Origin of the sequence: Acinetobacter legionensis (genome assembly GCF_048551735.1) — a bacterium.
Classification (GTDB): domain Bacteria; phylum Pseudomonadota; class Gammaproteobacteria; order Pseudomonadales; family Moraxellaceae; genus Acinetobacter.
In genome coordinates, this window is sequence record NZ_JBIMBV010000001.1 from 247,456 (window position 1) to 269,055 (window position 21,600).

The 21,600-nt window shown below is 41.1% G+C and carries 33 protein-coding genes and 1 pseudogene; 31 read left to right on the forward strand and 3 right to left on the reverse strand.

Translation table 11 applies throughout. The annotated features are described in order from the left end of the window. Positions 1–253: 253 nt before the first annotated feature. Together ACG9ZL_RS01090 and ACG9ZL_RS01095 are read right to left on the reverse strand one after the other, a co-directional pair. Positions 254–1,813, reverse strand: a complete 1,560-nt coding sequence (locus tag ACG9ZL_RS01090; RefSeq protein ID WP_419358771.1) for a helicase HerA-like domain-containing protein — start codon at positions 1,811–1,813, stop codon at positions 254–256. A gap of 281 nt (positions 1,814–2,094) precedes the next feature. Beyond that, entirely contained in the window at positions 2,095–3,285 is a 1,191-nt protein-coding gene (locus ACG9ZL_RS01095) for a PLP-dependent transferase (RefSeq protein WP_419358773.1), read from the reverse strand. A gap of 180 nt (positions 3,286–3,465) precedes the next feature. Here ACG9ZL_RS01095 and ACG9ZL_RS01100 point away from each other — a divergent pair, with 180 nt between their 5' ends. From ACG9ZL_RS01100 to ACG9ZL_RS01245, 30 genes and pseudogenes are all read left to right on the forward strand, one after another. Continuing rightward, positions 3,466–4,191, forward strand: a complete 726-nt coding sequence (locus tag ACG9ZL_RS01100; RefSeq protein WP_419327703.1) for a type 1 glutamine amidotransferase — start codon at positions 3,466–3,468, stop codon at positions 4,189–4,191. 275 nt (positions 4,192–4,466) lie between these two features. Beyond that, complete coding sequence (gene rpsJ, locus ACG9ZL_RS01105) at positions 4,467–4,778, forward strand: 30S ribosomal protein S10 (protein ID WP_004725677.1); 312 nt, start codon at positions 4,467–4,469, stop codon at positions 4,776–4,778. A gap of 61 nt (positions 4,779–4,839) precedes the next feature. Then, a complete protein-coding gene (gene rplC / locus ACG9ZL_RS01110; RefSeq protein WP_004725679.1) occupies positions 4,840–5,478 on the forward strand; it encodes a 50S ribosomal protein L3 in 639 nt (212 codons plus the stop codon). An 11-nt stretch (positions 5,479–5,489) separates the two neighbouring features. After that, positions 5,490–6,092: a 50S ribosomal protein L4 gene (gene rplD / locus ACG9ZL_RS01115; RefSeq protein WP_004725681.1), complete on the forward strand. Its 603-nt coding sequence runs from the start codon at positions 5,490–5,492 to the stop codon at positions 6,090–6,092. Further along, positions 6,089–6,409 carry a 50S ribosomal protein L23 gene (gene rplW / locus ACG9ZL_RS01120; protein WP_004725684.1) on the forward strand — a complete coding sequence of 107 codons (321 nt, stop codon included), beginning with the start codon at positions 6,089–6,091 and terminating at the stop codon, positions 6,407–6,409. Before rplD ends, rplW begins: the two co-directional genes overlap by 4 nt. Positions 6,410–6,420: 11 nt before the next feature. After that, positions 6,421–7,245: a 50S ribosomal protein L2 gene (rplB, locus tag ACG9ZL_RS01125; protein WP_004725686.1), complete on the forward strand. Its 825-nt coding sequence runs from the start codon at positions 6,421–6,423 to the stop codon at positions 7,243–7,245. Between the two features lie 19 nt (positions 7,246–7,264). After that, the gene (gene rpsS, locus ACG9ZL_RS01130) at positions 7,265–7,540 is read left to right on the forward strand and encodes a 30S ribosomal protein S19 (RefSeq protein ID WP_004281508.1); all 276 of its coding nucleotides are present in this window, start codon (positions 7,265–7,267) and stop codon (positions 7,538–7,540) included. Between the two features lie 9 nt (positions 7,541–7,549). Continuing rightward, on the forward strand, positions 7,550–7,879 hold the full coding sequence (gene rplV, locus ACG9ZL_RS01135; RefSeq protein WP_004725688.1) for a 50S ribosomal protein L22: 330 nt from the start codon (positions 7,550–7,552) through the stop codon (positions 7,877–7,879). Position 7,880: 1 nt separating this feature from the next. Continuing rightward, positions 7,881–8,697, forward strand: a pseudogene (gene rpsC / locus ACG9ZL_RS01140) (30S ribosomal protein S3). Then, entirely contained in the window at positions 8,637–9,050 is a 414-nt protein-coding gene (rplP, locus tag ACG9ZL_RS01145) for a 50S ribosomal protein L16 (protein ID WP_004725694.1), read from the forward strand. Before rpsC ends, rplP begins: the two are co-directional and overlap by 61 nt. After that, on the forward strand, positions 9,050–9,247 hold the full coding sequence (gene rpmC, locus ACG9ZL_RS01150; protein WP_004725696.1) for a 50S ribosomal protein L29: 198 nt from the start codon (positions 9,050–9,052) through the stop codon (positions 9,245–9,247). The genes rplP and rpmC overlap by 1 nt, the downstream gene beginning before the upstream one ends. Next, positions 9,244–9,501 carry a 30S ribosomal protein S17 gene (gene rpsQ, locus ACG9ZL_RS01155; RefSeq protein ID WP_004725698.1) on the forward strand — a complete coding sequence of 86 codons (258 nt, stop codon included), beginning with the start codon at positions 9,244–9,246 and terminating at the stop codon, positions 9,499–9,501. Before rpmC ends, rpsQ begins: the two co-directional genes overlap by 4 nt. 92 nt (positions 9,502–9,593) lie before the next feature. Further along, positions 9,594–9,962, forward strand: a complete 369-nt coding sequence (gene rplN / locus ACG9ZL_RS01160; protein ID WP_004725701.1) for a 50S ribosomal protein L14 — start codon at positions 9,594–9,596, stop codon at positions 9,960–9,962. Between the two features lie 11 nt (positions 9,963–9,973). Further along, a complete protein-coding gene (gene rplX, locus ACG9ZL_RS01165; protein WP_336953494.1) occupies positions 9,974–10,291 on the forward strand; it encodes a 50S ribosomal protein L24 in 318 nt (105 codons plus the stop codon). Positions 10,292–10,307: 16 nt separating this feature from the next. Continuing rightward, positions 10,308–10,844 carry a 50S ribosomal protein L5 gene (gene rplE / locus ACG9ZL_RS01170; RefSeq protein WP_419358774.1) on the forward strand — a complete coding sequence of 179 codons (537 nt, stop codon included), beginning with the start codon at positions 10,308–10,310 and terminating at the stop codon, positions 10,842–10,844. Positions 10,845–10,853: 9 nt separating this feature from the next. Further along, positions 10,854–11,159, forward strand: coding sequence for a 30S ribosomal protein S14 (gene rpsN, locus ACG9ZL_RS01175; RefSeq protein WP_004725707.1), 306 nt, complete (start codon positions 10,854–10,856; stop codon positions 11,157–11,159). Positions 11,160–11,172: 13 nt separating this feature from the next. After that, complete coding sequence (gene rpsH / locus ACG9ZL_RS01180) at positions 11,173–11,568, forward strand: 30S ribosomal protein S8 (protein ID WP_004725709.1); 396 nt, start codon at positions 11,173–11,175, stop codon at positions 11,566–11,568. 13 nt (positions 11,569–11,581) lie between these two features. Then, a complete protein-coding gene (gene rplF / locus ACG9ZL_RS01185; RefSeq protein WP_419358776.1) occupies positions 11,582–12,115 on the forward strand; it encodes a 50S ribosomal protein L6 in 534 nt (177 codons plus the stop codon). A 14-nt stretch (positions 12,116–12,129) separates the two neighbouring features. After that, positions 12,130–12,480 carry a 50S ribosomal protein L18 gene (rplR, locus tag ACG9ZL_RS01190; protein ID WP_004725713.1) on the forward strand — a complete coding sequence of 117 codons (351 nt, stop codon included), beginning with the start codon at positions 12,130–12,132 and terminating at the stop codon, positions 12,478–12,480. Between the two features lie 2 nt (positions 12,481–12,482). Then, complete coding sequence (rpsE, locus tag ACG9ZL_RS01195) at positions 12,483–12,980, forward strand: 30S ribosomal protein S5 (RefSeq protein WP_004725715.1); 498 nt, start codon at positions 12,483–12,485, stop codon at positions 12,978–12,980. 6 nt (positions 12,981–12,986) lie between these two features. Continuing rightward, entirely contained in the window at positions 12,987–13,163 is a 177-nt protein-coding gene (gene rpmD, locus ACG9ZL_RS01200; protein WP_004725717.1) for a 50S ribosomal protein L30, read from the forward strand. A gap of 3 nt (positions 13,164–13,166) precedes the next feature. Then, positions 13,167–13,607, forward strand: coding sequence for a 50S ribosomal protein L15 (gene rplO, locus ACG9ZL_RS01205; protein ID WP_336953496.1), 441 nt, complete (start codon positions 13,167–13,169; stop codon positions 13,605–13,607). Between the two features lie 45 nt (positions 13,608–13,652). Next, the gene (gene secY / locus ACG9ZL_RS01210; RefSeq protein WP_171066869.1) at positions 13,653–14,972 is read left to right on the forward strand and encodes a preprotein translocase subunit SecY; all 1,320 of its coding nucleotides are present in this window, start codon (positions 13,653–13,655) and stop codon (positions 14,970–14,972) included. A gap of 21 nt (positions 14,973–14,993) precedes the next feature. Then, the gene (rpmJ, locus tag ACG9ZL_RS01215) at positions 14,994–15,110 is read left to right on the forward strand and encodes a 50S ribosomal protein L36 (RefSeq protein WP_000867907.1); all 117 of its coding nucleotides are present in this window, start codon (positions 14,994–14,996) and stop codon (positions 15,108–15,110) included. A gap of 107 nt (positions 15,111–15,217) precedes the next feature. Further along, positions 15,218–15,574, forward strand: a complete 357-nt coding sequence (rpsM, locus tag ACG9ZL_RS01220) for a 30S ribosomal protein S13 (protein WP_336953497.1) — start codon at positions 15,218–15,220, stop codon at positions 15,572–15,574. A gap of 19 nt (positions 15,575–15,593) precedes the next feature. Further along, positions 15,594–15,980 carry a 30S ribosomal protein S11 gene (rpsK, locus tag ACG9ZL_RS01225; RefSeq protein ID WP_004281491.1) on the forward strand — a complete coding sequence of 129 codons (387 nt, stop codon included), beginning with the start codon at positions 15,594–15,596 and terminating at the stop codon, positions 15,978–15,980. A gap of 12 nt (positions 15,981–15,992) precedes the next feature. Next, positions 15,993–16,616 carry a 30S ribosomal protein S4 gene (gene rpsD / locus ACG9ZL_RS01230; protein WP_004725725.1) on the forward strand — a complete coding sequence of 208 codons (624 nt, stop codon included), beginning with the start codon at positions 15,993–15,995 and terminating at the stop codon, positions 16,614–16,616. A 17-nt stretch (positions 16,617–16,633) separates the two neighbouring features. Beyond that, positions 16,634–17,641 (forward strand): DNA-directed RNA polymerase subunit alpha, encoded by a 1,008-nt coding sequence (locus ACG9ZL_RS01235; RefSeq protein WP_336953498.1) that lies wholly within the window; start codon positions 16,634–16,636, stop codon positions 17,639–17,641. An 18-nt stretch (positions 17,642–17,659) separates the two neighbouring features. After that, positions 17,660–18,025 (forward strand): 50S ribosomal protein L17, encoded by a 366-nt coding sequence (rplQ, locus tag ACG9ZL_RS01240; RefSeq protein ID WP_004281488.1) that lies wholly within the window; start codon positions 17,660–17,662, stop codon positions 18,023–18,025. 199 nt (positions 18,026–18,224) lie between these two features. Next, positions 18,225–19,715: a flavin-containing monooxygenase gene (locus ACG9ZL_RS01245; protein ID WP_336953499.1), complete on the forward strand. Its 1,491-nt coding sequence runs from the start codon at positions 18,225–18,227 to the stop codon at positions 19,713–19,715. Positions 19,716–19,877: 162 nt separating this feature from the next. On the opposite strand, the gene ACG9ZL_RS01250 is transcribed toward ACG9ZL_RS01245, so the two are convergent. Continuing rightward, positions 19,878–21,050, reverse strand: a complete 1,173-nt coding sequence (locus ACG9ZL_RS01250) for an acyl-CoA dehydrogenase family protein (RefSeq protein ID WP_336953500.1) — start codon at positions 21,048–21,050, stop codon at positions 19,878–19,880. 180 nt (positions 21,051–21,230) lie between these two features. Between ACG9ZL_RS01250 and ACG9ZL_RS01255 the strand changes: the two genes are divergently transcribed. After that, on the forward strand, positions 21,231–21,488 hold the full coding sequence (locus ACG9ZL_RS01255) for an FAD assembly factor SdhE (RefSeq protein ID WP_336953501.1): 258 nt from the start codon (positions 21,231–21,233) through the stop codon (positions 21,486–21,488). The last annotated feature ends 112 nt before the right edge of the window (positions 21,489–21,600 follow it).

Sequence of the window (21,600 nt, forward strand, 5' to 3'; positions counted from 1 at the left end):
TACATCTTATAAAGTGTATTTGCAATATACCTTTAATAAAAACACATAAAATAATTATGGTTTATTTTGAATTTAAGCCCTATTGATTGAAATCATTGGACTTATTTTTAAAGTTTTTTAAATGATTTTTAGATATATTTAGATGGCTTGATTAAGCGAGATAAGCGAATGAAAAGATAAGCAAGAACATGTGCTATAAAATAGAGAATAAAAAAAGGAGCGCTAACGCTCCTCACATTTGTGTTTAAGTGAATTAACGGCCACCAAATAATGAACCTAACAAACCGCGGACCAGTTTTTGTCCTGTAGGGCCGCCTAAAGTTCGTGCAGCACTTTTAGCAAAAGTTCCGATCACATCTTGAGTCAGTTTGGCACGCGCAGCTGCAGCTTTTGCTTCTTCTTTTTCTAAGCGTTCTTGCTCTTTGGCTTGTTGCTTATCGAGAGTCTGTTGTTGCTTTGTGAGCTCTTCTAATTGCTTGGCTTGTTGAGCTACAGCATCAAAAGCCACCTGCTGTTGTGAGCTATCAGAAACTTTACGTTGTAGCATTTCATAAGCGCTATCACGATCCACTTCATTGTCATAAACACCTGCGACAATACTTTGCGCCATCAATGCTTTTCGTTCATCTAAAGTAATTGGGCTAAATGATGAGTAGGGTGGCATCACCATCGCTCGTTCAACCACTTGAGGCGTACCTTGTTCATCTAGGCAACTAATAAGCGCTTCACCGACAGCTAGCTCTGTAATTGCTTGATCTACTTTAAACTCTGGATTGGCACGGAAGGTATCGGCAGCAGTTTTTACTGCTTTTTGATCTTTAGGGGTAAAGGCACGTAATGCATGTTGCACGCGGTTACCGAGCTGCCCTAAAACATTTTCTGGGATATCTAATGGACTTTGTGAGATAAAATAAATTCCGACACCTTTAGAGCGAATTAGACGGACCACTTGTTGAATTTTTTCTTGTAATGCTGGGCTGGCATTATCAAAGAGCAAATGCGCTTCATCAAAAAAGAACACCAATTTTGGCTTATCTAAGTCACCGACTTCAGGTAGCTTTTCAAATAACTCTGAAAGCATCCAAAGTAGAAAGGTTGCATAGAGCTTTGGTGTGTTCATCAGCTTATCCGCAGCCAATAGATTGATATAACCATGTCCATTGGCATCAGTTTGGATAAAATCCATAATATCAAGGCTTGGCTCACCAAAGAAACGTTGACCGCCCTGATCACCTAAGGCCAATAGATTACGTTGAATAGCACCTAAACTTGCTGGTGAGAGATTGCCGTATTCTGCTTTTAAAGCCGCAGCATTTTCACTGACATAGGTCAGCATGGCTTTTAAATCTTTAAAATCAATTAACAGTAAGCCTTGATCATCTGCAATACGGAACACCGCTGAAAGCACACCTTCTTGAGTGTCATTTAAATTCAGCATTTGCGAAAGTAACAGTGGGCCGATTTCAGAGATTGTGGTACGAATCGGATGTCCTTGCTCACCAAATAAATCCCAAAAAATAGTCGGTGATGCAGCAAAAGGGACACTGTCTATCCCTAAGCTTTTAATGCGTTCTTCAAATTTAGGATTGGTTGAACCTGCTTTGGCTATACTTGAAACGTCCCCTTTTGCATCAGCCAGAAATACGGGTACACCAATCCGTGAAAAACTTTCAGCAAGCACTTTAAGGGTAATGGTTTTGCCTGTCCCTGTGGCTCCTGCAATTAAGCCGTGACGGTTAGCAAATTGTGAATGTAATACAATATCTTGTGTTGTATCCGAAGTTTTTTTTGCGATGACGATTGGTGTACCCATTGTTATTCCTATAGCTTTAATTTGAGTTTGGATGTTTTTTATCTGACTCAATATTTATATCATTGTTGTTATACAAAATTGCATTAAATGATGATGTTGTAAATCTGTTTTTATTGTTGAATATGAATGTAGGGTGGTGCGAATTGTTTCCTGAAATGCAGAGGGAATAAGTAAAAACTAAATGTACTTTTTGCTGAATGAACTCTGCGCTTAATCGTGTTTAGAGGTGAGTATAGAGCCCTTGCCATCATTTGATATAGCAAAGACCCATATATTATGTATTAAGCCTGAATGGCTTGAAGCGCGTGTTGAATATCTTGGATTAAATCGTCTGGATGCTCTAAACCAATACAGAAACGAACCAATAGACCTTGCTCTAGATGTGCGCGTTCTAAATGACGCATGTCAGTCAGATTATAAATCATGACTAAGCTGACAGGACCACCCCAACTAAAACCGAGTTTAAATAAAGATAAATGATCACAAAACTTTCGGATTTTGTTGATATCAAACTCAGGTTTAAAAATAACACTAACAAGACCAGCACTTTGTCCTGTTTGACAGGTCTGGTTCCAATAGGTGTGACTTATATTGTCAGAATCCGCAGGGTGTAAAATTTGAGCAAACGCATTTTGATTTTTTAGCCAATTTAAAATCTTTAAAGCACTTTGAGACTGATGCTCATAACGAATTTGCATTGAGGCCAAACTACGTTGCACTTGTGCGGCATCATCACCTGAAATCGCGATACCTTGAATGGCATGCATACGGAACAGCTTATGATGTAAAGCTTTATCTTGAGTGACCACAGATCCCATTAAAATATCACCCCCACCACTCGGGTATTTGGTCAAGGCATGTACACTGATATCTACGCTTAAATGTTCATGACTAAAATCAAAGGCATTAAAAGCTATACCAGCTCCCCAAGTATTGTCCAAGGCCGTCAGGATTTTCTTTGCTTTGGCTTTTTTGACTAAATTAACAAGATCCGGAAATTCAAGTGTGACTGAACCTGCGGCTTCTAACCAAATCAGTTTGGCATTTTCATTGGGTTGGAATGAGTCTGCATCAATAGGATTGTAAACTTGAACAATAATGCCATAACTTTTTTCAAGGTGACGTAGGTGTTCCATGTTGGGACCATAGATATTGTCTGCGACCCAAACTTCATCTCCATGACTTAAAAAACATGAATTGACTATGTTAATCGCAGATAAACCACTAGGTGCAAGTAAACAATATTCACCCCCTTCAATTTGAGCAATGTGATCGCCTAAGGTAAATGTTGTCGGTGTGCCATGTGTTCCATAACTATAATCGTAACGATCTGTCCAATGGCGATTAAATAGTGCATCGGTATTTTCAAATATAATTGTTGACGCACGAAATAGGGGAGGCTGTATTGTATTTATATATTGTGGTGCTTTACGAGAAGAATGAATTAAAGCAGTAACTGGTTCTTGTTTCACAGGAATACTCAATTTTTGTTAATAGCTGGACTAAAGTAAGCAAAACATAATCGCTCAGTGACGAAAAGCAATAAATTGTGAAAAATAATAAATAAAATTGATATTGGCTTCATTTTTGCATTTATCAGACTATGTTTTGTGATTTGTAGCGTAATTGATACAACAAGAATAGGTGATAACATGAAAAAACTTAAAGTGCATTATTTTCAGCATATTGCAGGTGAAGGCTTTGGAAGCTGTTATGAGTATTTGAAAGCAATGGGCGCAGAAATTACTGCAACAGAATTTTTTGCTTTACCTATAGATTCTCAGTTAGAAATAGAAGCTTTACCGCATGTCAATGATGTGGATTTACTCATCATTATGGGTGGGGAAATGAGTGTAAATGATGAAGCTAACTATCCTTGGTTAAAGGTTGAAAAACGATGGATTCGCCGCTATTTAGCATCGGAAAAGCCTGCAATCGGTTTGTGTTTGGGTGGGCAGCTGATAGCCAATGCTCTAGGTGCTAATGTTCGACGTAATACTGTACGGGAAATCGGTTGGACCTTGGTCAATAAAAGCAACCATGTGCCAGAAGATTATTTCCAATTGCCTGAGCGGGTCAATGTCATGCAATGGCATAGTGAGACCTTTGATATTCCTAAAGGTGCAATTCGTTTGGCGGAGAATCCAGCATGTCCCAACCAACTTTATCAAATAGGCAAGAATGTGTTGGGATTTCAGTTTCATCCAGAAATCACCCCGCATAGCTTAAAAATTTTCATTGAACATGAAGAAGAGGATATGGTGTTTAGTGGGCTACACAGTCAATCATTATTGGATTTAAAAAAATCACAACAAATGGACTATGTGATTGGTAATCAGTTACTCAATCATGCGATTGACTACGTTTTGAGGGTTTAAGTTGGTGTTTAAATAATAAGCGCTTTATTTATAATTAATTACTCAAAAAAAGGTAAAAATGTCCAAATAAGTTTGCTTAAGTGTTAAACAATCGTTATAATGAGCGACCCTCCAATATGGTGGGGTGAATGGCGAAGAAAGTCATTCAGATCGTTACAGTCGTGGCATCGATCACGACCTTAGTGATTTTCACTGCCTTTGACACTTGCCTACTTTTAGTGGGGTGAGATGCGTCAAGGGTGATTCTTTATATATTTGGCTTGGAGTTAACTGGTATGTCTAACCAGAGAATTCGTATCCGTCTTAAGTCTTTTGATCATCGTTTAATTGATCAATCTTCTCAAGAGATCGTAGAAACAGCAAAACGTACTGGCGCACAAGTGTGTGGTCCAATTCCGATGCCTACTCGCATCGAACGTTTTAACGTTTTAACATCACCACACGTGAACAAAGATGCGCGTGACCAATATGAAATCCGCACATATAAACGTTTGATCGACATCGTTCAACCTACAGACAAAACTGTAGATGCGTTGATGAAGTTGGATCTTGCAGCTGGTGTTGATGTTCAGATCGCATTGGGTTAAGGCTTTCGGTTAATTAACGCTTTATAAGTTAATTAGGCCGCTTTTTTAGAGGTTTATGCACATGGCTATTGGTTTAGTCGGTCGCAAGTGCGGTATGACACGTATCTTTACAGATGCTGGTGTTTCTGTGCCTGTAACAGTGATTGAGGTTGATCCTAACCGTATCACTCAAATCAAAACGCTTGAAACTGATGGTTATCAAGCGATTCAAATCACTACTGGTGAACGTCGCGAATCTCGTGTAACAAATGCTCAGAAAGGTCACTTTGCGAAAGCTGGTGTGGCTGCTGGTCGTTTAGTTAGCGAATTCCGTGCTACAGAAGCTGATCTTGAAGGTCGTGAAGTTGGTGGAACTATTGGTGTTGATTTGTTCGCAGTAGGTCAAGTTGTTGACGTAACTGGTCAATCAAAAGGTAAAGGCTTCCAAGGTGGTGTTAAGCGTTGGAACTTCCGTACGCAAGATGCTACACATGGTAACTCTTTGTCGCATCGTGTTTTGGGTTCTACAGGTCAAAACCAGACCCCTGGTCGCGTATTTAAAGGCAAAAAAATGGCTGGCCATTTAGGTGCTGAACGCGTAACAGTTCAAGGTCTTGAAATTGTATCTATCGACGCAGAACGTTCAGTTCTTGTTGTTAAAGGTGCGATTCCTGGTGCTACTGGTGGCGACGTTATCGTTCGTCCTACGATCAAGGCCTGAGGGGAAATAACGTGAATTTAAAAACTGTTTCCGGCTCTGCTGTTGAATTATCAGAAGTAGCTTTCGGTCGTGATTTTAATGAAGCTCTTGTACACCAAGTTGTTACAGCTTATTTAGCTGGTGGTCGTCAAGGTTCTAAAGCTCAGAAATCACGTGCAGACGTTTCTGGCGGTGGTAAGAAGCCATTCCGTCAAAAAGGTACTGGCCGAGCTCGTGCGGGTTCTATTCGTAGCCCAATCTGGGTTGGTGGTGGTAAGACTTTTGCTGCTCGTCCACAAGATTGGTCTCAAAAAGTTAACCGTAAAATGTACCGCGGTGCAATGCAATGTATCTTAGCTGAACTTGTTCGCCAAGATCGTCTTGTTCTAGTTGAAGAGTTTGCTGTTGAAGCACCTAAAACTAAAGAATTGCTTGCTAAACTTAACGGCTTGAACGCTACTCGCGCATTAATCGTTACTGAAGCTGTAGATGAAAATCTATATTTAGCTGCTCGTAACCTTCCACACGTTGATGTGGTTGATGCTGCTGGGATCGATCCTGTTGGCTTGATCGCGTTTGATAAAGTTGTTATGTCTGTTGCGGCTGCTAAGAAGATTGAGGTAGAACTCGGATGAACAACGAACGTATCTATCAAGTCCTAAAAGGGCCTGTTTTTTCAGAAAAAGCACAAGTTCTAGGCGAAACTGCTGGTGTTCAAGTTTTTAAGGTTGCTATTGATGCAAACAAACTTGAAATCAAAAAAGCAGTAGAGCAATTGTTTGGTGTAGAAGTTGTTAAAGTTAACACGACTATCACTAAAGGTAAGACTAAGCGCTTTGGTAAAACATTGGGACGTCGTTCTGATGTTAAAAAAGCATACGTCACCCTGAAAGCTGGCCAAGATGTTGAAATGGCTGACTTGGGCGATACCGCTGAAAGCACAGCGGAATAAGGACGAAAATTATGCCAATTCAAAAATGTAAGCCAACGTCTCCAGGACGTCGCTTTGTAGAGAAGGTGGTTCATAATCATCTTCACAAAGGCGCGCCTTATGCACCGTTGGTTGAAGCTAAGAAACGTACTGGTGGTCGTAATAATAATGGTCACATTACCACTCGTCATGTTGGTGGTGGTCATAAACAAAACTACCGTATTGTTGACTTCAAACGTAACAAAGACGGCATCCCAGCTGTAGTTGAGCGTATTGAATACGATCCTAACCGTACATCTCATATTGCTTTATTGAAATATGCTGACGGTGAACGTCGTTATATTATTGCCGCTAAAGGCTTACGTGCTGGTGATAAAGTACAATCTGGTAACGATGCTCCAATTCGTCCAGGTAACTGCTTGCCGCTTCGTAATATGCCTATCGGTTCTACATTACATAACATTGAGCTTAAAATCGGTAAAGGTGCACAGTTAGTGCGTTCTGCTGGTACTTCTGCTCAATTGTTGGGTCGTGACGGTTCTTACGCAATTATTCGTCTTCGTTCAGGCGAAATGCGTAAAGTACACGTTGAATGTCGCGCTGTGTTAGGTGAAGTATCTAACTCAGAAAGCAACCTTCGTTCACTTGGTAAAGCAGGTGCTGCACGCTGGCGTGGTGTTCGTCCTACCGTTCGTGGTATGGCGATGAACCCAGTTGACCATCCACATGGTGGTGGTGAAGGGCGTAACAAAGGTATTCAACCTGTAAGCCCATGGGGTCAAAAAGCTAAAGGGTACAAAACACGTACCAATAAGCGTACGACTAAGATGATCATTCGCGACCGTCGCGTTAAGTAACAAGTAAAGGAATCTGACAATGCCTCGTTCTCTGAAAAAAGGCCCATTCGTCGATGCGCACTTGTTCGCTAAGGTTGAAGCGGCTATCGCGGCTAATAACCGTAAGCCGATCAAAACTTGGTCGCGTCGTTCGATGATCCTCCCGGATTTTGTTGGTTTAACAATTTCTGTACATAATGGTCGTAACCATGTTCCAGTGATCGTATCTGAACATATGGTTGGTCACAAACTCGGTGAATTCGCGCCAACTCGTACCTATCGTGGTCACGGTGTTGACAAGAAGTCTAAACGTTAAGGTGCTATGATGGAAGTTACTGCTAAATTACGCGGTGCCGCTATCTCGGCACAAAAAACTCGTTTGGTTGCAGATCTAATCCGTGGCAAATCTATTGCTCACGCGCTTAATATCTTAAACTTCAGCAACAAGAAAGCTGCAGTTATAGTAAAAAAAGCATTGGAATCTGCAATTGCAAACGCTGAACACAATAACAGTTTAGATGTAGACGACCTTAAGGTTACTACGATTTACGTTGATGAAGGCACGAGCCTTAAACGTATTATGCCACGTGCTAAAGGCCGTGCAGATCGTATTACTAAGCGTACTTGTCACATTACCGTTAAGGTAGGGGTTTGATATGGGTCAGAAGGTTCATCCAATCGGTATCCGCCTTGGTGTTGTAAAACGTCATAACGCCAACTGGTATGCGAGTCCGAAACAATACGCTGAATATTTGCTTAAAGATCTTCAAGTTCGTGAGTTTTTAACTAAAAAACTTAAAAGCGCGATGATCAGCAAAATTCTTATCGAACGTCCTACAGGCGCTGCTAAAGTAACTATTAGCACTGCTCGTCCAGGTATCGTTATCGGTAAAAAAGGCGAAGACATTGAGAAATTACAGCGTGAACTCACCAAGATTATGGGTGTTCCAGCGCAAGTAAGCATCAACGAAATCGATCGCCCAGATTTAGACGCTCGTTTAGTTGCTGAAGCAATTGCTTCACAATTAGAGAAGCGTGTAATGTTCCGTCGTGCTATGAAGCGTGCGGTTCAAAACACTATGCGTGCTGGTGCTAAAGGTATCAAAGTTGAGGTTTCTGGTCGTTTAGGTGGTGCAGAAATTGCACGTACTGAATGGTATCGTGAAGGTCGTGTACCTTTACATACACTTCGTGCTGACATCGACTATGCAACTATGCGTGCTGAAACTACTTACGGTACGATTGGTGTTAAAGTTTGGATTTTCCGTGGTGAGATCTTAGGTGGCATGAAACAAGTCATGAACCCTGCTCCTGCTGAAGAACGTCCAGCTAAACGCGGTCGCGGTCGTGGTGAAGGTCAAGAGCGTCGTGGTCGTCGCAATGATCGTTCTGCTGAAAAAGGAGAATAATCCATGTTGCAACCTAAACGTACTAAATTCCGTAAGGTGCAAAAGGGCCGTAACACTGGTCTAGCGCATCGTGGTAGCACAGTATCTTTCGGTACAATCGCACTTAAATCTGTTGAGCGTGGTCAAATGACTGCTCGTCAAATCGAAGCTGCGCGTCGTACAATTAGCCGTCGTGTTAAACGTGGTGGTAAGATCTTTATCCGTGTTTTCCCAGACAAACCAATTACTGAAAAGCCATTAGAAGTTCGTATGGGTAAAGGTAAAGGTTCTGTGGAATACTGGGTTTGCCAAATCAAACCAGGTAAGATCTTGTACGAAATGGATGGTGTTAGTGAAGAATTGGCACGCGAAGCGTTTACGCTTGCAGCTGCTAAGCTTCCATTTAAAACCACTATCGTTACTAAGACGGTGATGTAATGAAAACTAAAGATCTACGTGAAAAATCGGTAGAAGAGTTGGCAGCTTTGCTAGATGAGCAACAGCTTAACCAATTCCGTCTTCGTATGGCGAAAGCAACTGGTCAATTGGGTAAATCGCATGAAGTTGCGTTAACTCGTAAGACTATTGCTCGTATCAAGACCCTCCTTACCGAAAAACAGGGGAACGCACAATGAGTGAGCAAACAGTTCGCACGTTAACAGGCAAAGTAGTAAGTGACAAAATGGACAAGTCTATTGTTGTACTTATTGAACGCCGCGTTCAACACCCGTTGTATGGCAAATCAATCCGCCGTTCAACAAAATTACACGCTCATGATGAGAATAACACTGCTAAAACTGGCGATGTTGTAACCATTAAAGAAAGCCGCCCAATTTCAAAAACTAAAGCTTGGACTTTAGTGGAAGTTATTGAAGCAGCTGCTGAGTAATTAGACGTTCTTGTTGCATCATCGGTCAATTTCGAGTACTCTTTGAGCCTTTCGAAATTGCGACCGGTGATGCTCGGTTTTGGAGTAGGGCAATGATTCAGACCGAAAGTATGCTAGACGTAGCAGACAACAGTGGTGCTCGCCGCGTACAATGTATTAAAGTACTAGGTGGTTCACATCGTCGTTATGCTTCTGTTGGCGACATTATTAAAGTTACTGTAAAAGAAGCAATTCCACGTGGCCGTGTTAAAAAGGGTGACGTGATGAATGCAGTTGTAGTTCGTACTAAATTCGGTATTCGTCGTCCAGACGGTTCTGTGATCCGTTTTGATGATAATGCTGCAGTTATCTTGAACAACAACAAGGCTCCGATTGCCACTCGTATTTTCGGACCAGTGACTCGTGAACTTCGTACTGAACAGTTCATGAAAATCATTTCATTGGCTCCTGAAGTTCTATAATAGAGGCAATCATGGCTAAGATTAGAAAAGGCGATCAAGTAATTGTGATCGCAGGTAAAGAAAAAGGCAAACAGGGTACTGTTTTGTCTGTTTCAAATGACCAAGTTAAGGTTGAAGGCCTTAATTTAGTTAAGAAGCATCAAAAGCCGAACCGTGCAACAGGTGCTGAAGGCGCTATCGTTACACAAGAAGCTTCGCTTCATATTTCAAACGTGGCAGTTTTTAATGCTGCAACCCAAAAGGCTGACCGTGTTGGTTACCAAGTGATTGAAGGCACGAAAACTCGTGTTTATAAATCAAATGGTGAATCAGTGGCGGTAGCGAAGTAATAGGTTGAACTAGGCTATGGCCAGACTTAAAACACGTTATAACGACGAAATCCGAGCTAAGTTGAAAGAAGAACTTGGTTTGGGCAACGTGATGGAAATTCCTCGCGTTACTAAAATCACCATCAACATGGGTGTTGGTGCAGCTTCAGCTGACAAGAAATTGTTAGATGGCGCTTTGGCGGATATGCAAGCTATTGCTGGTCAAAAACCAGTTCTTACATTAGCGCGTAAATCAATCGCTGGTTTTAAAATCCGTGATGGTTGGCCGATTGGTTGTAAAGTAACTTTACGCGGCGAACAAATGTACGAATTCTTAGACCGTTTGATCTCTATTGCGATTCCTCGTATTCGTGACTTCCGCGGTTTTTCTGCGAGATCATTCGATGGTCGTGGTAATTATTCAATGGGTCTCAAGGAACAAATTATGTTCCCTGAAATCGATTTTGATAAGATCGATCGTATTCGTGGTATGGATATTACTATCACTACGACTGCTCGTACTGATGACGAAGGCCGTGCGCTAATCCGTGCATTCGGCTTCCCGTTCAAATAAGAGGTCGATATGGCTAAGAAAAGTATGATTAATCGCGAATTGAAACGCGAAACTACAGTTGCTAAATACGCTGCAAAACGTGCTGAATTAAAAGCTACGATTGCAAACGTAAATGCATCTGATGAAGAACGTTTCGAAGCGATGATGAAGTTACAAGCATTACCACGTAATGCGTCTCCAGTACGTCTTCGTAACCGTTGTGGTTTAACTGGTCGTCCTCATGGTTACTTCCGTAAGTTCGGCTTAAGCCGTAACAAATTACGTGACACAGTAATGCAGGGTGATGTACCGGGCGTTGTTAAGGCAAGCTGGTAAGGAGCGACTATAAATGAGTATGCAAGATACCGTTGCCGACATGCTAACACGTGTTCGTAACGCACAAATGGCAAAGAAACAAACTGTTTCTATGCCTAATTCTAAGTTGAAAGTTGCAATTGCAAACGTACTTCAACAAGAAGGTTACATTTCAAATGTAGAAGTTGCTGATCTTGAAGGCAAAGCTACTTTGACAATTACTTTAAAATATTTTGAAGGCAAACCAGTTATCGAAACTGTGAAACGCGTAAGCCGCCCAGGTCTACGTCAGTATCGCGGTAAAGATGCACTTCCAAGCGTTAAGCAAGGTTTAGGTATTGCAATTGTTTCTACAAGCAAAGGCATCATGACTGATCGCGCTGCACGTGCTGCAGGCGTTGGTGGTGAAGTTATTGCTTTTGTTTCTTAATAGGTGATTCCTCATGTCTCGTGTGGCTAAAGCCCCAGTAACTGTACCTAACGGTGTAGCAGTTACTCAGAACGGCCGGCAGGTCGAAGTGAAAGGCAGCAAAGGTACGTTGTCTTTCAACCTGCATGCGCTGGTCGAGCTTAAACAGGAAGAAGGTCAACTTCATATTGCTCCAGTTAAAGAATCTCGCGATTCTTGGATGCAAGCTGGTACTGCTCGCGCTGTTCTTAATAACCTTGTAAAAGGTGTTAATGAAGGCTTCGAACGTAAGTTACAACTTATCGGTGTTGGTTATAAAGCTTCGGTTAAAGGTACAGTTGTGAACCTTAACCTTGGTTATTCTCATCCGATTGATTACGCTCTTCCTGAAGGTGTAACTGCTGAAACTCCGACTGCTACTGAAATCATTTTGAAATCAGCTAACAAGCAATTGTTAGGTCAAGTTGCTGCAGAAATCCGTGGTTATCGTCCACCAGAGCCGTATAAAGGTAAAGGTGTTCGCTATTCTGACGAAGTTGTACTTCGTAAAGAAGCTAAGAAGAAATAAGGCGCGAGGTTCTTATGAACGAAAAGAAACAATCCCGTTTGCGTCGTGCGAAAAGCACACGCTTGCACATTCGTGCATTGGGTGCGACTCGCTTGTGTGTAAACCGCACGCCGCGTCACATCTATGCTCAAGTTATTTCTGCAGATGGTGGCAAAGTATTAGCGCAAGCTTCTACTTTGGATGCATCTTTACGTAGCGGAACTACAGGTAATGTAGATTCAGCAACTAAAGTAGGTGCTTTAATCGCAGAACGTGCAAAGGCTGCTGGTGTAACTAAAGTTGCATTTGACCGTTCTGGTTTTAAATATCATGGTCGTATCAAAGCCTTGGCTGATGCTGCTCGTGAAAACGGCTTGGAGTTCTAATCATGGCTAAAGTTGAACAAAACGAAGGTCTTGTTGAAAAGCTGGTTGCCGTTGATCGTGTAGCCAAAGTTGTTAAGGGTGGTCGTATCTTCTCTTTCACAGCATTGACTGTTGTGGGTGATGGTAATGGTCGTGTAGGTTTTGGTCGCGGTAAAGCGCGTGAAGTTCCAGCTGCTATTTCTAAAGCACTTGAAGCTGCACGCCGCAACATGATCACTGTTGATCTTGTTGATGGTACTGTACAACATCCTATTCATGCTCGTCATGGCGCTAGCCGTGTTTACATGCAACCTGCATCAGAAGGTACTGGCGTAATCGCTGGTGGTTCTATGCGCGCAGTTTTAGAAGCTGCGGGTGTACGTAACGTATTGACGAAATGTTATGGTTCTACTAACGCGGCTAACGTTGTAAATGCAACTTTTAACGGTTTACGTGATATGACGTCTCCTGAGAAAGTTGCTGCTAAACGTGGTCTTTCAGTAGAACAAATTTTAGGGTAATCAATCATGAAAACGATTAAAGTTACCCAGACTAAATCTTCTTCGCATCGTTTGAAAAATCACAAACTTTGCCTACAAGGTTTAGGTCTGCGTCGTATTGGTCATACAGTAGAAGTAATAGATACACCTTCTAACCGTGGTATGATCAACAAAGTCTACTATATGGTTAGTGTAGAGGAATAAGCCATGACTCTGCGTTTAAATGAGCTTGCACCTGCTGAAGGTGCAAAACGTGACAACCGTCGTTTAGGCCGTGGTATCGGTTCTGGCGTTGGTAAGACTGGTGGCCGTGGTGTCAAAGGTCAAAAATCACGTAAAAGTGGTGGCGTTCGTCCAGGCTTTGAAGGTGGTCAAACTGCGTTATATCGTCGTTTACCTAAATTCGGTTTCACAAGCCAATTGGCTTTGAAAACTGCTGAAGTACGTTTGTCTGAACTTGCTAAAGTTGAAGGTGATATTGTTTCACTTGAAACTTTGAAAGCTGCGAATGTTGTACGTAAAGATATGTTGCGTGCTCGTGTTGTTCTTTCTGGTGAAATCACTCGTGCATTCACTGTTCAAGGTGTTGCATTGACTAAAGGCGCTAAAGCTGCTCTTGAAGCTGCTGGCGGTAAAGTCGAGGAGTAATCGCGAGTGACTATGTCTCCTAGTTCTTCAGGTCATGTCAACATGATGAAAGGTCAACCATTTCACGTGAAATATCGTGAAATTATTCGCCGATTAATGTTCTTGATTGGTGCATTGGTAGTCTTTCGACTAGGAGCGCATATTCCGCTGCCGGGTATTGATAATGTTGCTCTAGAACGTTTTTTCAAAGCTAATGAAGGTACTTTTTTAGGTTTGTTTAATATGTTCTCGGGTGGAGCATTAGAACGAATGTCCATTCTTGCGTTAGGGATCATGCCGTATATTTCTGCATCAATTATTGTGCAGTTGATGTCGACAGTGGTTCCTTCGTTAGAAGCATTGAAGAAAGAAGGCGAGCAAGGTAAGCGTAAGATTAATCAATATACGCGTTATGGCACCCTATTACTTGCATTAGTCCAAGGTATTGGAATGTGTGCTGGTCTAATCAGTCAAGGTATTACTTTGACTTCAGGATTAGCTTTTTACATTCCTGCGCTAACATCGTTAGTTGCAGGTACCATGTTCTTAATGTGGTTAGGCGAGCAAATTACTGAACGTGGTGTTGGTAATGGTATCTCAATGATTATCTTTGCAGGTATTGTTGCTGGTTTACCAAATTTAGTGATTCAGGCATTTACTTCGGTAGATAATGGTCAATCAAGTTTAATTGGTTTGGCTATCTTTGGATTGCTATCAGTTGCTGTTTTAGCAGCAATTGTGTTTATTGAAAAAGCTCAACGTCGTATACCTGTGAACTATGCTCAAAAACAGCAAGGTCGTCGTGTATTCACTGCACAGCAAACGCATTTGCCATTGAAAATCAACATGGCAGGGGTTATTCCAGCAATTTTCGCTAGTTCGTTATTGTTGTTCCCTGCAAGTTTAGGTCAATGGTTAGGCAGTGCTGATCCAAATGCAGGAATTGTAAAACGTAGCCTACAAGATTTGGCATTGGTATTATCGCCTGGACAACCGTTATATTTAGTGCTCTTCGGTGCGTTAATTATCTTTTTCTGTTATTTCTATACGGCGCTAGTTTTTAGCCCGAAAGAAGTATCAGAGAACTTGAAACGCAGTGGAGCTTATGTACCTGGTATTCGCCCAGGTGAGCAAACTGCTCGTTACTTAGATCATATTCTTAATCGTTTGACGTTTATTGGTGCAATCTACATTACAGTCATCTGTTTAATGCCGATGATTTTACAGAGTTCTTTTGGTATTCCATTCCATTTGGGTGGTACATCATTACTCATCGTAGTTGTAGTTGTTATGGACTTTATGGCTCAGCTTCAAGCCCACTTAACATCACATCAATATGACGATCAATCGTTAATGAGAAAAACGACTGCTCATCCTAAGGGATAAGCGCACTTAGAAGGTTTCATCATGAAAGTACAAGCTTCTGTAAAGAAAATTTGTGGTAGCTGTAAAGTTATCCGTCGTAATGGGGTTATTCGCGTAATTTGCAGCGCAGAACCTCGTCATAAGCAGCGTCAAGGTTAATTTAATTAAGACCTGTTGATTTCAGTAGGCTAATTAGGTTATTATCCGCCCCTCAAGATTTTTGTGGGGCGGTTGATTATCTCTACTGCCTTTTTGGAGAAATTTGAATGGCTCGTATTGCCGGTGTAAACATTCCGGATAACAAGCATGCTGTTATCTCTCTTACGTATATTTTTGGTATTGGTCGCCACACAGCTAAGAACATTTTAGCTGCTGCAGGTATTACGACTACTACGAAAATTCGTGAATTAGATGATGCTCAGCTTGATGCGATTCGTGCAGAAATTGCTAAGGTTCCGACCGAAGGTGATTTACGTCGCGAAATTTCCATGAACATTAAACGTTTAATGGATTTAGGCTGCTACCGCGGTCTTCGTCATCGTCGCAGCTTGCCTGTTCGCGGACAACGCACCAAAACTAACGCACGTACCCGTAAAGGTCCGCGCAAACCTATTAAGAAATAAGATTTCTGGAAGCTAAAAGATGGCTAAAGATACTCGCGCACGCAAGAAGGTCACTCGTACCGTCTCTGAAGGTGTTGCACACATTCACGCTTCTTTTAATAACACCATTGTTACGATTACTGATCGTCAAGGTAATGCATTGGCTTGGGCTACTTCAGGTGGACAAGGCTTCCGTGGATCACGTAAATCAACTCCGTTTGCTGCTCAGGTAGCTGCTGAAGTTGCTGGTAAAGCTGCTTTAGATTACGGTTTGAAAAACTTGGACGTCCTTGTTAAAGGTCCTGGTCCAGGTCGTGAATCTGCGGTTCGTGCATTAGGTGCAGTGGGTTATAAAATTAACAGCATTACCGACGTGACACCGATTCCGCACAACGGTTGCCGTCCACCTAAAAAACGTCGCGTGTAAGGAGAAACATTCATGGCTCGTTATATTGGTCCAAAATGCAAACTCTCTCGCCGCGAAGGGACAGACCTGCAATTAAAATCTGGCGTTAAACCATTTGACGTCAAAACAAAAAAATCTGCTAAAGCTCCTGGTCAACATGGCCAAAGCCGTGCTAAACAATCAGAGTATTCACTACAATTACGTGAAAAACAAAAAGTACGTCGTATGTACGGTGTTTTAGAGCGTCAATTTAGTAATTACTACAAAGAAGCTGCTCGTGTTAAAGGCGCAACAGGTGAAAACTTGTTGAAATTGCTTGAAAGCCGCCTCGATAACGTTGTTTATCGCATGGGTTTTGGTTCTACACGTGCAGAAGCTCGTCAGCTAGTATCTCATCGTTCAATCACTTTAAATGGTCGTCGTGTTAACATCGCGTCTATCCAAGTTAAAGCGGGCGACGTGATTGCAGTTCACGAAAGCGCTAAACAACAATTACGTATCAAAAACGCGATTGAATTAGCTGCTCAACGTGGCACAGCTGCTTGGATTGAAGTAGATCATTCAAAACTTGAAGGTACATTTAAAGCTGCACCAGATCGTTCTGATTTACCTGCTGAAATCAACGAAAGCTTGATTGTAGAATTGTATTCTAAATAATCCTTGAGGTAGCAATAATGACGCGTACTGCAAACGAGTTTCTAACCCCGCAAGCGATCAAAGTCGAAGCGGCAAGCGGGACCTCGGCAAAAGTGATTCTTGAACCATTAGAGCGTGGCTTTGGTCATACTCTTGGTAATGCTTTACGTCGCATCCTATTATCTTCTTTGCCTGGCGCAGCCGTGGTTGAAGTAGAGATAGAGGGTGTCGAGCACGAGTACAGTACTTTAGAAGGCTTGCAGCAGGACATCGTCGAGCTCTTGCTGAACCTAAAAGGATTGTCTATTAAGCTGTTCGATCAAAACGAAGCATATTTGACATTGGAAAAACAAGGTCCTGGCGATATTACTGCTGCTGACCTTCGTTTACCACATAATGTTGAAGTGGTTAACCCTGAACATTTGATTGGTACTTTAAGTGCTTCAGGCTCATTAAAAATGCGCTTGAAAGTTTCTCAAGGTCGTGGTTATGAAACTTCTGACTCACGTTTCCCTGAAGGCGAAACGCGTCCTGTAGGTCGTCTACAGTTAGATGCTTCTTATAGCCCGATTAAACGTGTTTCTTACACAGTTGAAAATGCTCGTGTAGAACAACGTACTGACCTTGATAAGCTCGTCATTGATCTTGAAACGAATGGAACTGTAGATCCTGAAGAAGCTATCCGTAAAGCGGCAACAATCTTGCAACAACAAATTGCAATTTTTGTTGATCTTCAGAAAGATCAAGCTCCAGTTGCTCAAGAGCCACGTGAAGAAGTTGATCCAATCTTGCTTCGTCCAGTTGATGATCTAGAGCTTACTGTTCGTTCTGCTAACTGTTTGAAAGCAGAAAATATTTACTACATTGGTGATCTAGTACAGCGTACTGAGGTTGAGTTACTTAAAACTCCTAACCTTGGTAAAAAATCGCTTACTGAGATCAAAGATGTTCTGGCTTCTAAGGGCTTACAGCTCGGCATGCGTTTAGAGAACTGGCCACCAGCTAGTCTCCGTATGGACGATCGTTTCGCCTATCGTAGCCGTTAATTAAGTAGGACTATCACCATGCGTCATCGTAATAGTGGTGTGAAATTAGGCCGTACCAGCAGCCATCGTAAAGCGATGTTCCAAAACATGGCTAATTCTTTGTTTGAGCATGAGTTAATTAAAACAACTGTGCCTAAAGCAAAAGAGTTACGTCGTGTAGCTGAGCCTTTAATCACTTTAGCTAAAAACGATACTGTAGCAAACCGTCGTTTGGCGTTTGCTCGTACTCGTTCAGCAGCAACAGTTGGTAAATTATTTACCGTTCTTGGCCCTCGTTACAAAGAACGTAACGGCGGTTATCTACGTGTTCTTAAAGCTGGTTTCCGTGCAGGTGATGCTGCACCGATGGCTTATGTAGAACTTGTGGATCGTGAAGTAAACTAATTACTCACGTCACAGAACAATCGGTTGTTCGAAAAAGGTCGGTGTTTCACCGGCCTTTTTTTGTGCCTTTTTGTTGGACAATTTATGGTTTTGTCCCAAATTGACTTAAATTTCGTCAGAAAAATGCAAACTTGACATTGCGTATTGTCAGATTTGTGCTTTAATAAAAAAGTACTCTTAAAAAGGTTATAAAAACAACATGGAAAAGCAAGTTGATATTCTTATCGTTGGCGCAGGTATCTCTGGTATTGGTGTAGCTGCACATCTTTCAAAACACTCACCACAACGTTCATTTGAAATTATTGAGCGTCGCGAGAGCTTTGGTGGTACTTGGGATCTATTTAAATATCCGGGTATTCGTTCCGATTCAGATATGTCTACTTTTGGGTTTAATTTTAAACCATGGCAAAAAGCCAATGTATTAGCAGATGGTGCTTCAATCAAAGGCTACGTTGCTGAAGTTGTCGACGAATTTAAATTAAAAAATAAAATTCATTTTAATCAGCGTGTACGTACTGCAAATTATGATTCTTCAATTAAAAAATGGGTGGTACAAATTGAAGATGAAAATAAAAAACTCAATACGTGGGTTGCAAATTTTGTCATTGGATGTACTGGTTATTATAATTATGATCAAGGTTATCAGCCTGACTACCCTGGTAAAAATGATTTTAAAGGCGAATTTATTAATCCACAATTTTGGCCTGAAAACTTAGATTATTCGGGTAAAAAAGTGGTGATTATTGGTAGTGGTGCAACAGCTATTACCTTGGTTCCTGCTATGTCAAAAGGTGGGGCAGGGCATGTGACCATGTTGCAACGTTCACCAACATATATTGCTTCAATTCCATCTATTGATTTTGTTTATGACAAAATGCGTAAGGTTTTACCTGAAGATGTGGCATATAAGTTAACCCGTGCACGTAATATTGGCATGCAACGCGGGATTTATGCGCTTGCACAAAAACAACCGAAGTTACTACGTAAGTTCTTACTCAAATCGATTGAAATGCAATTAAAAGGTAAAGTGGATATGAAACACTTTACCCCAACATATAATCCGTGGGATCAGCGTTTATGTGTTGTGCCAGATGGTGACTTATTTAAAATTTTACGTTCTGGTAAAGCCAGTGTTGAAACAGATCAAATTGAGAAAATTACTGCCACGGGTATTCAATTAAAATCTGGTAAACATTTAGATGCGGATATCATCGTTTCAGCAACAGGGTTAGAAATCCAAATCTTGGGTGGTATCAAAGCTACAATTGATAATAAGCCAATGAATACTTCACAGCATATGTTGTATCAAGGTGTGATGGTTAGCGATGTGCCAAATATGGCAATGATCATTGGTTATATCAACGCATCATGGACATTAAAAGTTGATATCGCAGGTGAGTATATTTGCCGTCTTGTAAACTATATGGACAAGAAAGGCTATGATGAAGTTATTCCTCAAGGTGATGCAACTGAATTGATGGAAGATACGGTGATGGGCAGTTTAAGCTCAGGTTATATTGCCCGTGCGGCAGATGTGATGCCTAAACAAGGTAAGCATGCACCTTGGAAAGTGTCGAATAACTATTTAGCAGATCGCAAAGAACTCAAAAATGCTAAGTTTGAAGATGGAGTTTTAAAATTTCATAAGCGTGAAGCACAACTTGAAAAAAAGCCTAAACTTGTTTCTTAATCAAGCCTAGAAATCACTAAACTAAGCAATAGCAAAATAAAGAAACTATGAAATAAATAAGGAGCGAAAGCTCCTTATTTTATTGCGACATGAAAATTGATTTAAAAGAATGTTTAGTGATAGAAAAAGGAGCCAAAGCTCCTTTAACCGTGTTCAAATAAATTATAAAGAACGGGAAATCAGTTCTTTCATAATCTCGTTTGTACCTGCATAAATACGATTTGCCCGATTATCAATATAAGCGCGCGCAATTGGATATTCCAGCATATAACCATACCCGCCATGTAATTGGAGGCATTCATCAACGACATTGGAGAATACTTCTGAAATTTTGTATTTTGCGGCAGCTGCGGCATCAACACCTAAAGTGCCTTCAAGTTGTAATTCCATACAACGATCGAGATAAGCACGACAGAAATCAATTTCTGTGCGCATTTCAGCAAGCTTAAAGCGTGTATTTTGAAAAGCACTGATTGGTTTACCAAACGCTTTACGGTCTTTGGTATATTGAACCGTATGTGCTAGCGCTGCTTCTGCGCCTGCTTGGCAGATAATCGCAACCAGCATACGTTCCCACGCCAACTCTTTCATCAGCATGATAAACCCCATGCCTTCCATTCCTAATAAATTTTCTTTTGGTACACGAACATCTTCAAAGAACAATTCGCAAGTATCTTGTCCTTTCATACCAATTTTATTGAGTGGTTTTCCTTTGCTAAAGCCAGCACGGTCAGCTTCAACGATAATCAAAGATAGGTTGGCAGAACCTTTCTCTGAACTGCCTGTTTTACATACGACAATTGCCATATCGCACAGATAACCATTGGTAATAAAAATTTTAGAACCATTGATTACATATTCATCCCCGTCTAAAACAGCAGTAGTGCGAACGCCTTGTAGGTCTGAGCCTGTTCCTGGTTCTGTCATCGCGATGGCTGTGACTGTTTCTCCAGAAGCCATTTTAGGAATCCAATGTTTTTTCTGTTCTTCATTACCAAAGTTGTTGATGTAGTTGGCAACAATATCCGAGTGCAAAGAAAAACCTGTAGAAGAATCCATTGCATAAGCTTGCTCTTCAATCAGAATCATACTGTAGAGGCGATCTACCCCATAACCACCATATTCTTCAGGCATGGTTGCACAGAGCAGACCCATTTCACCTGCTTTGTTCCATAAATCCCGATCTACATGTTGTTGTTCTTCATATTTAGCAATATTTGGGACAACTTCTTTTTCATAAAATTTACGTACTGTTTCACGAAAAGCTTCGTGATCGGAATCAAACAATTTACGAGGCAACATATTGGTTAAAGGTCGGATAGCACCTGATTGCATTTTTATAATATCCATATGAGTTTTAGTGAGTTGAAATTATGTGAATTGCTTATTTGTCGCAATGAGATGAATGCTCAAAACTCACTTTTAAATGATGAATTTGGTCATTTAAAAGAATTTAGCGAGAAATTGATCGGGAATCAGGTAAACTAAGTCAGAATTAACCATTGGGGGAAAATGATGTCAGAAGAACTTACTTTAGAAGAACGTAAAGTGATTTATCGTGCTCGTCGCGGTTTAAAAGAAATTGATGTATATTTTGACCCATATGTAAAACAATATTACTTAGAAGCAAGTGCGCAAGAAAAAGCCTTGTTTAAAGAGTTAGTTGATCAGGAAGACCCAGATTTATTGGATTGGTTTATGGAAGTTTCAGAACCGCCTCGACCTGAACTTAGAGGTTTGATTAATAAACTTAAAGATTATGTCCACGGATGAGGTAAAAACTCACCAACGATATCAATTCAAACCCAGTCGTATTGCACTGGGTTTTCAGCTTTTGTGTTTAACAGTTATTTTTATTGTGCTGTGCTCCATTATAACTGTATGG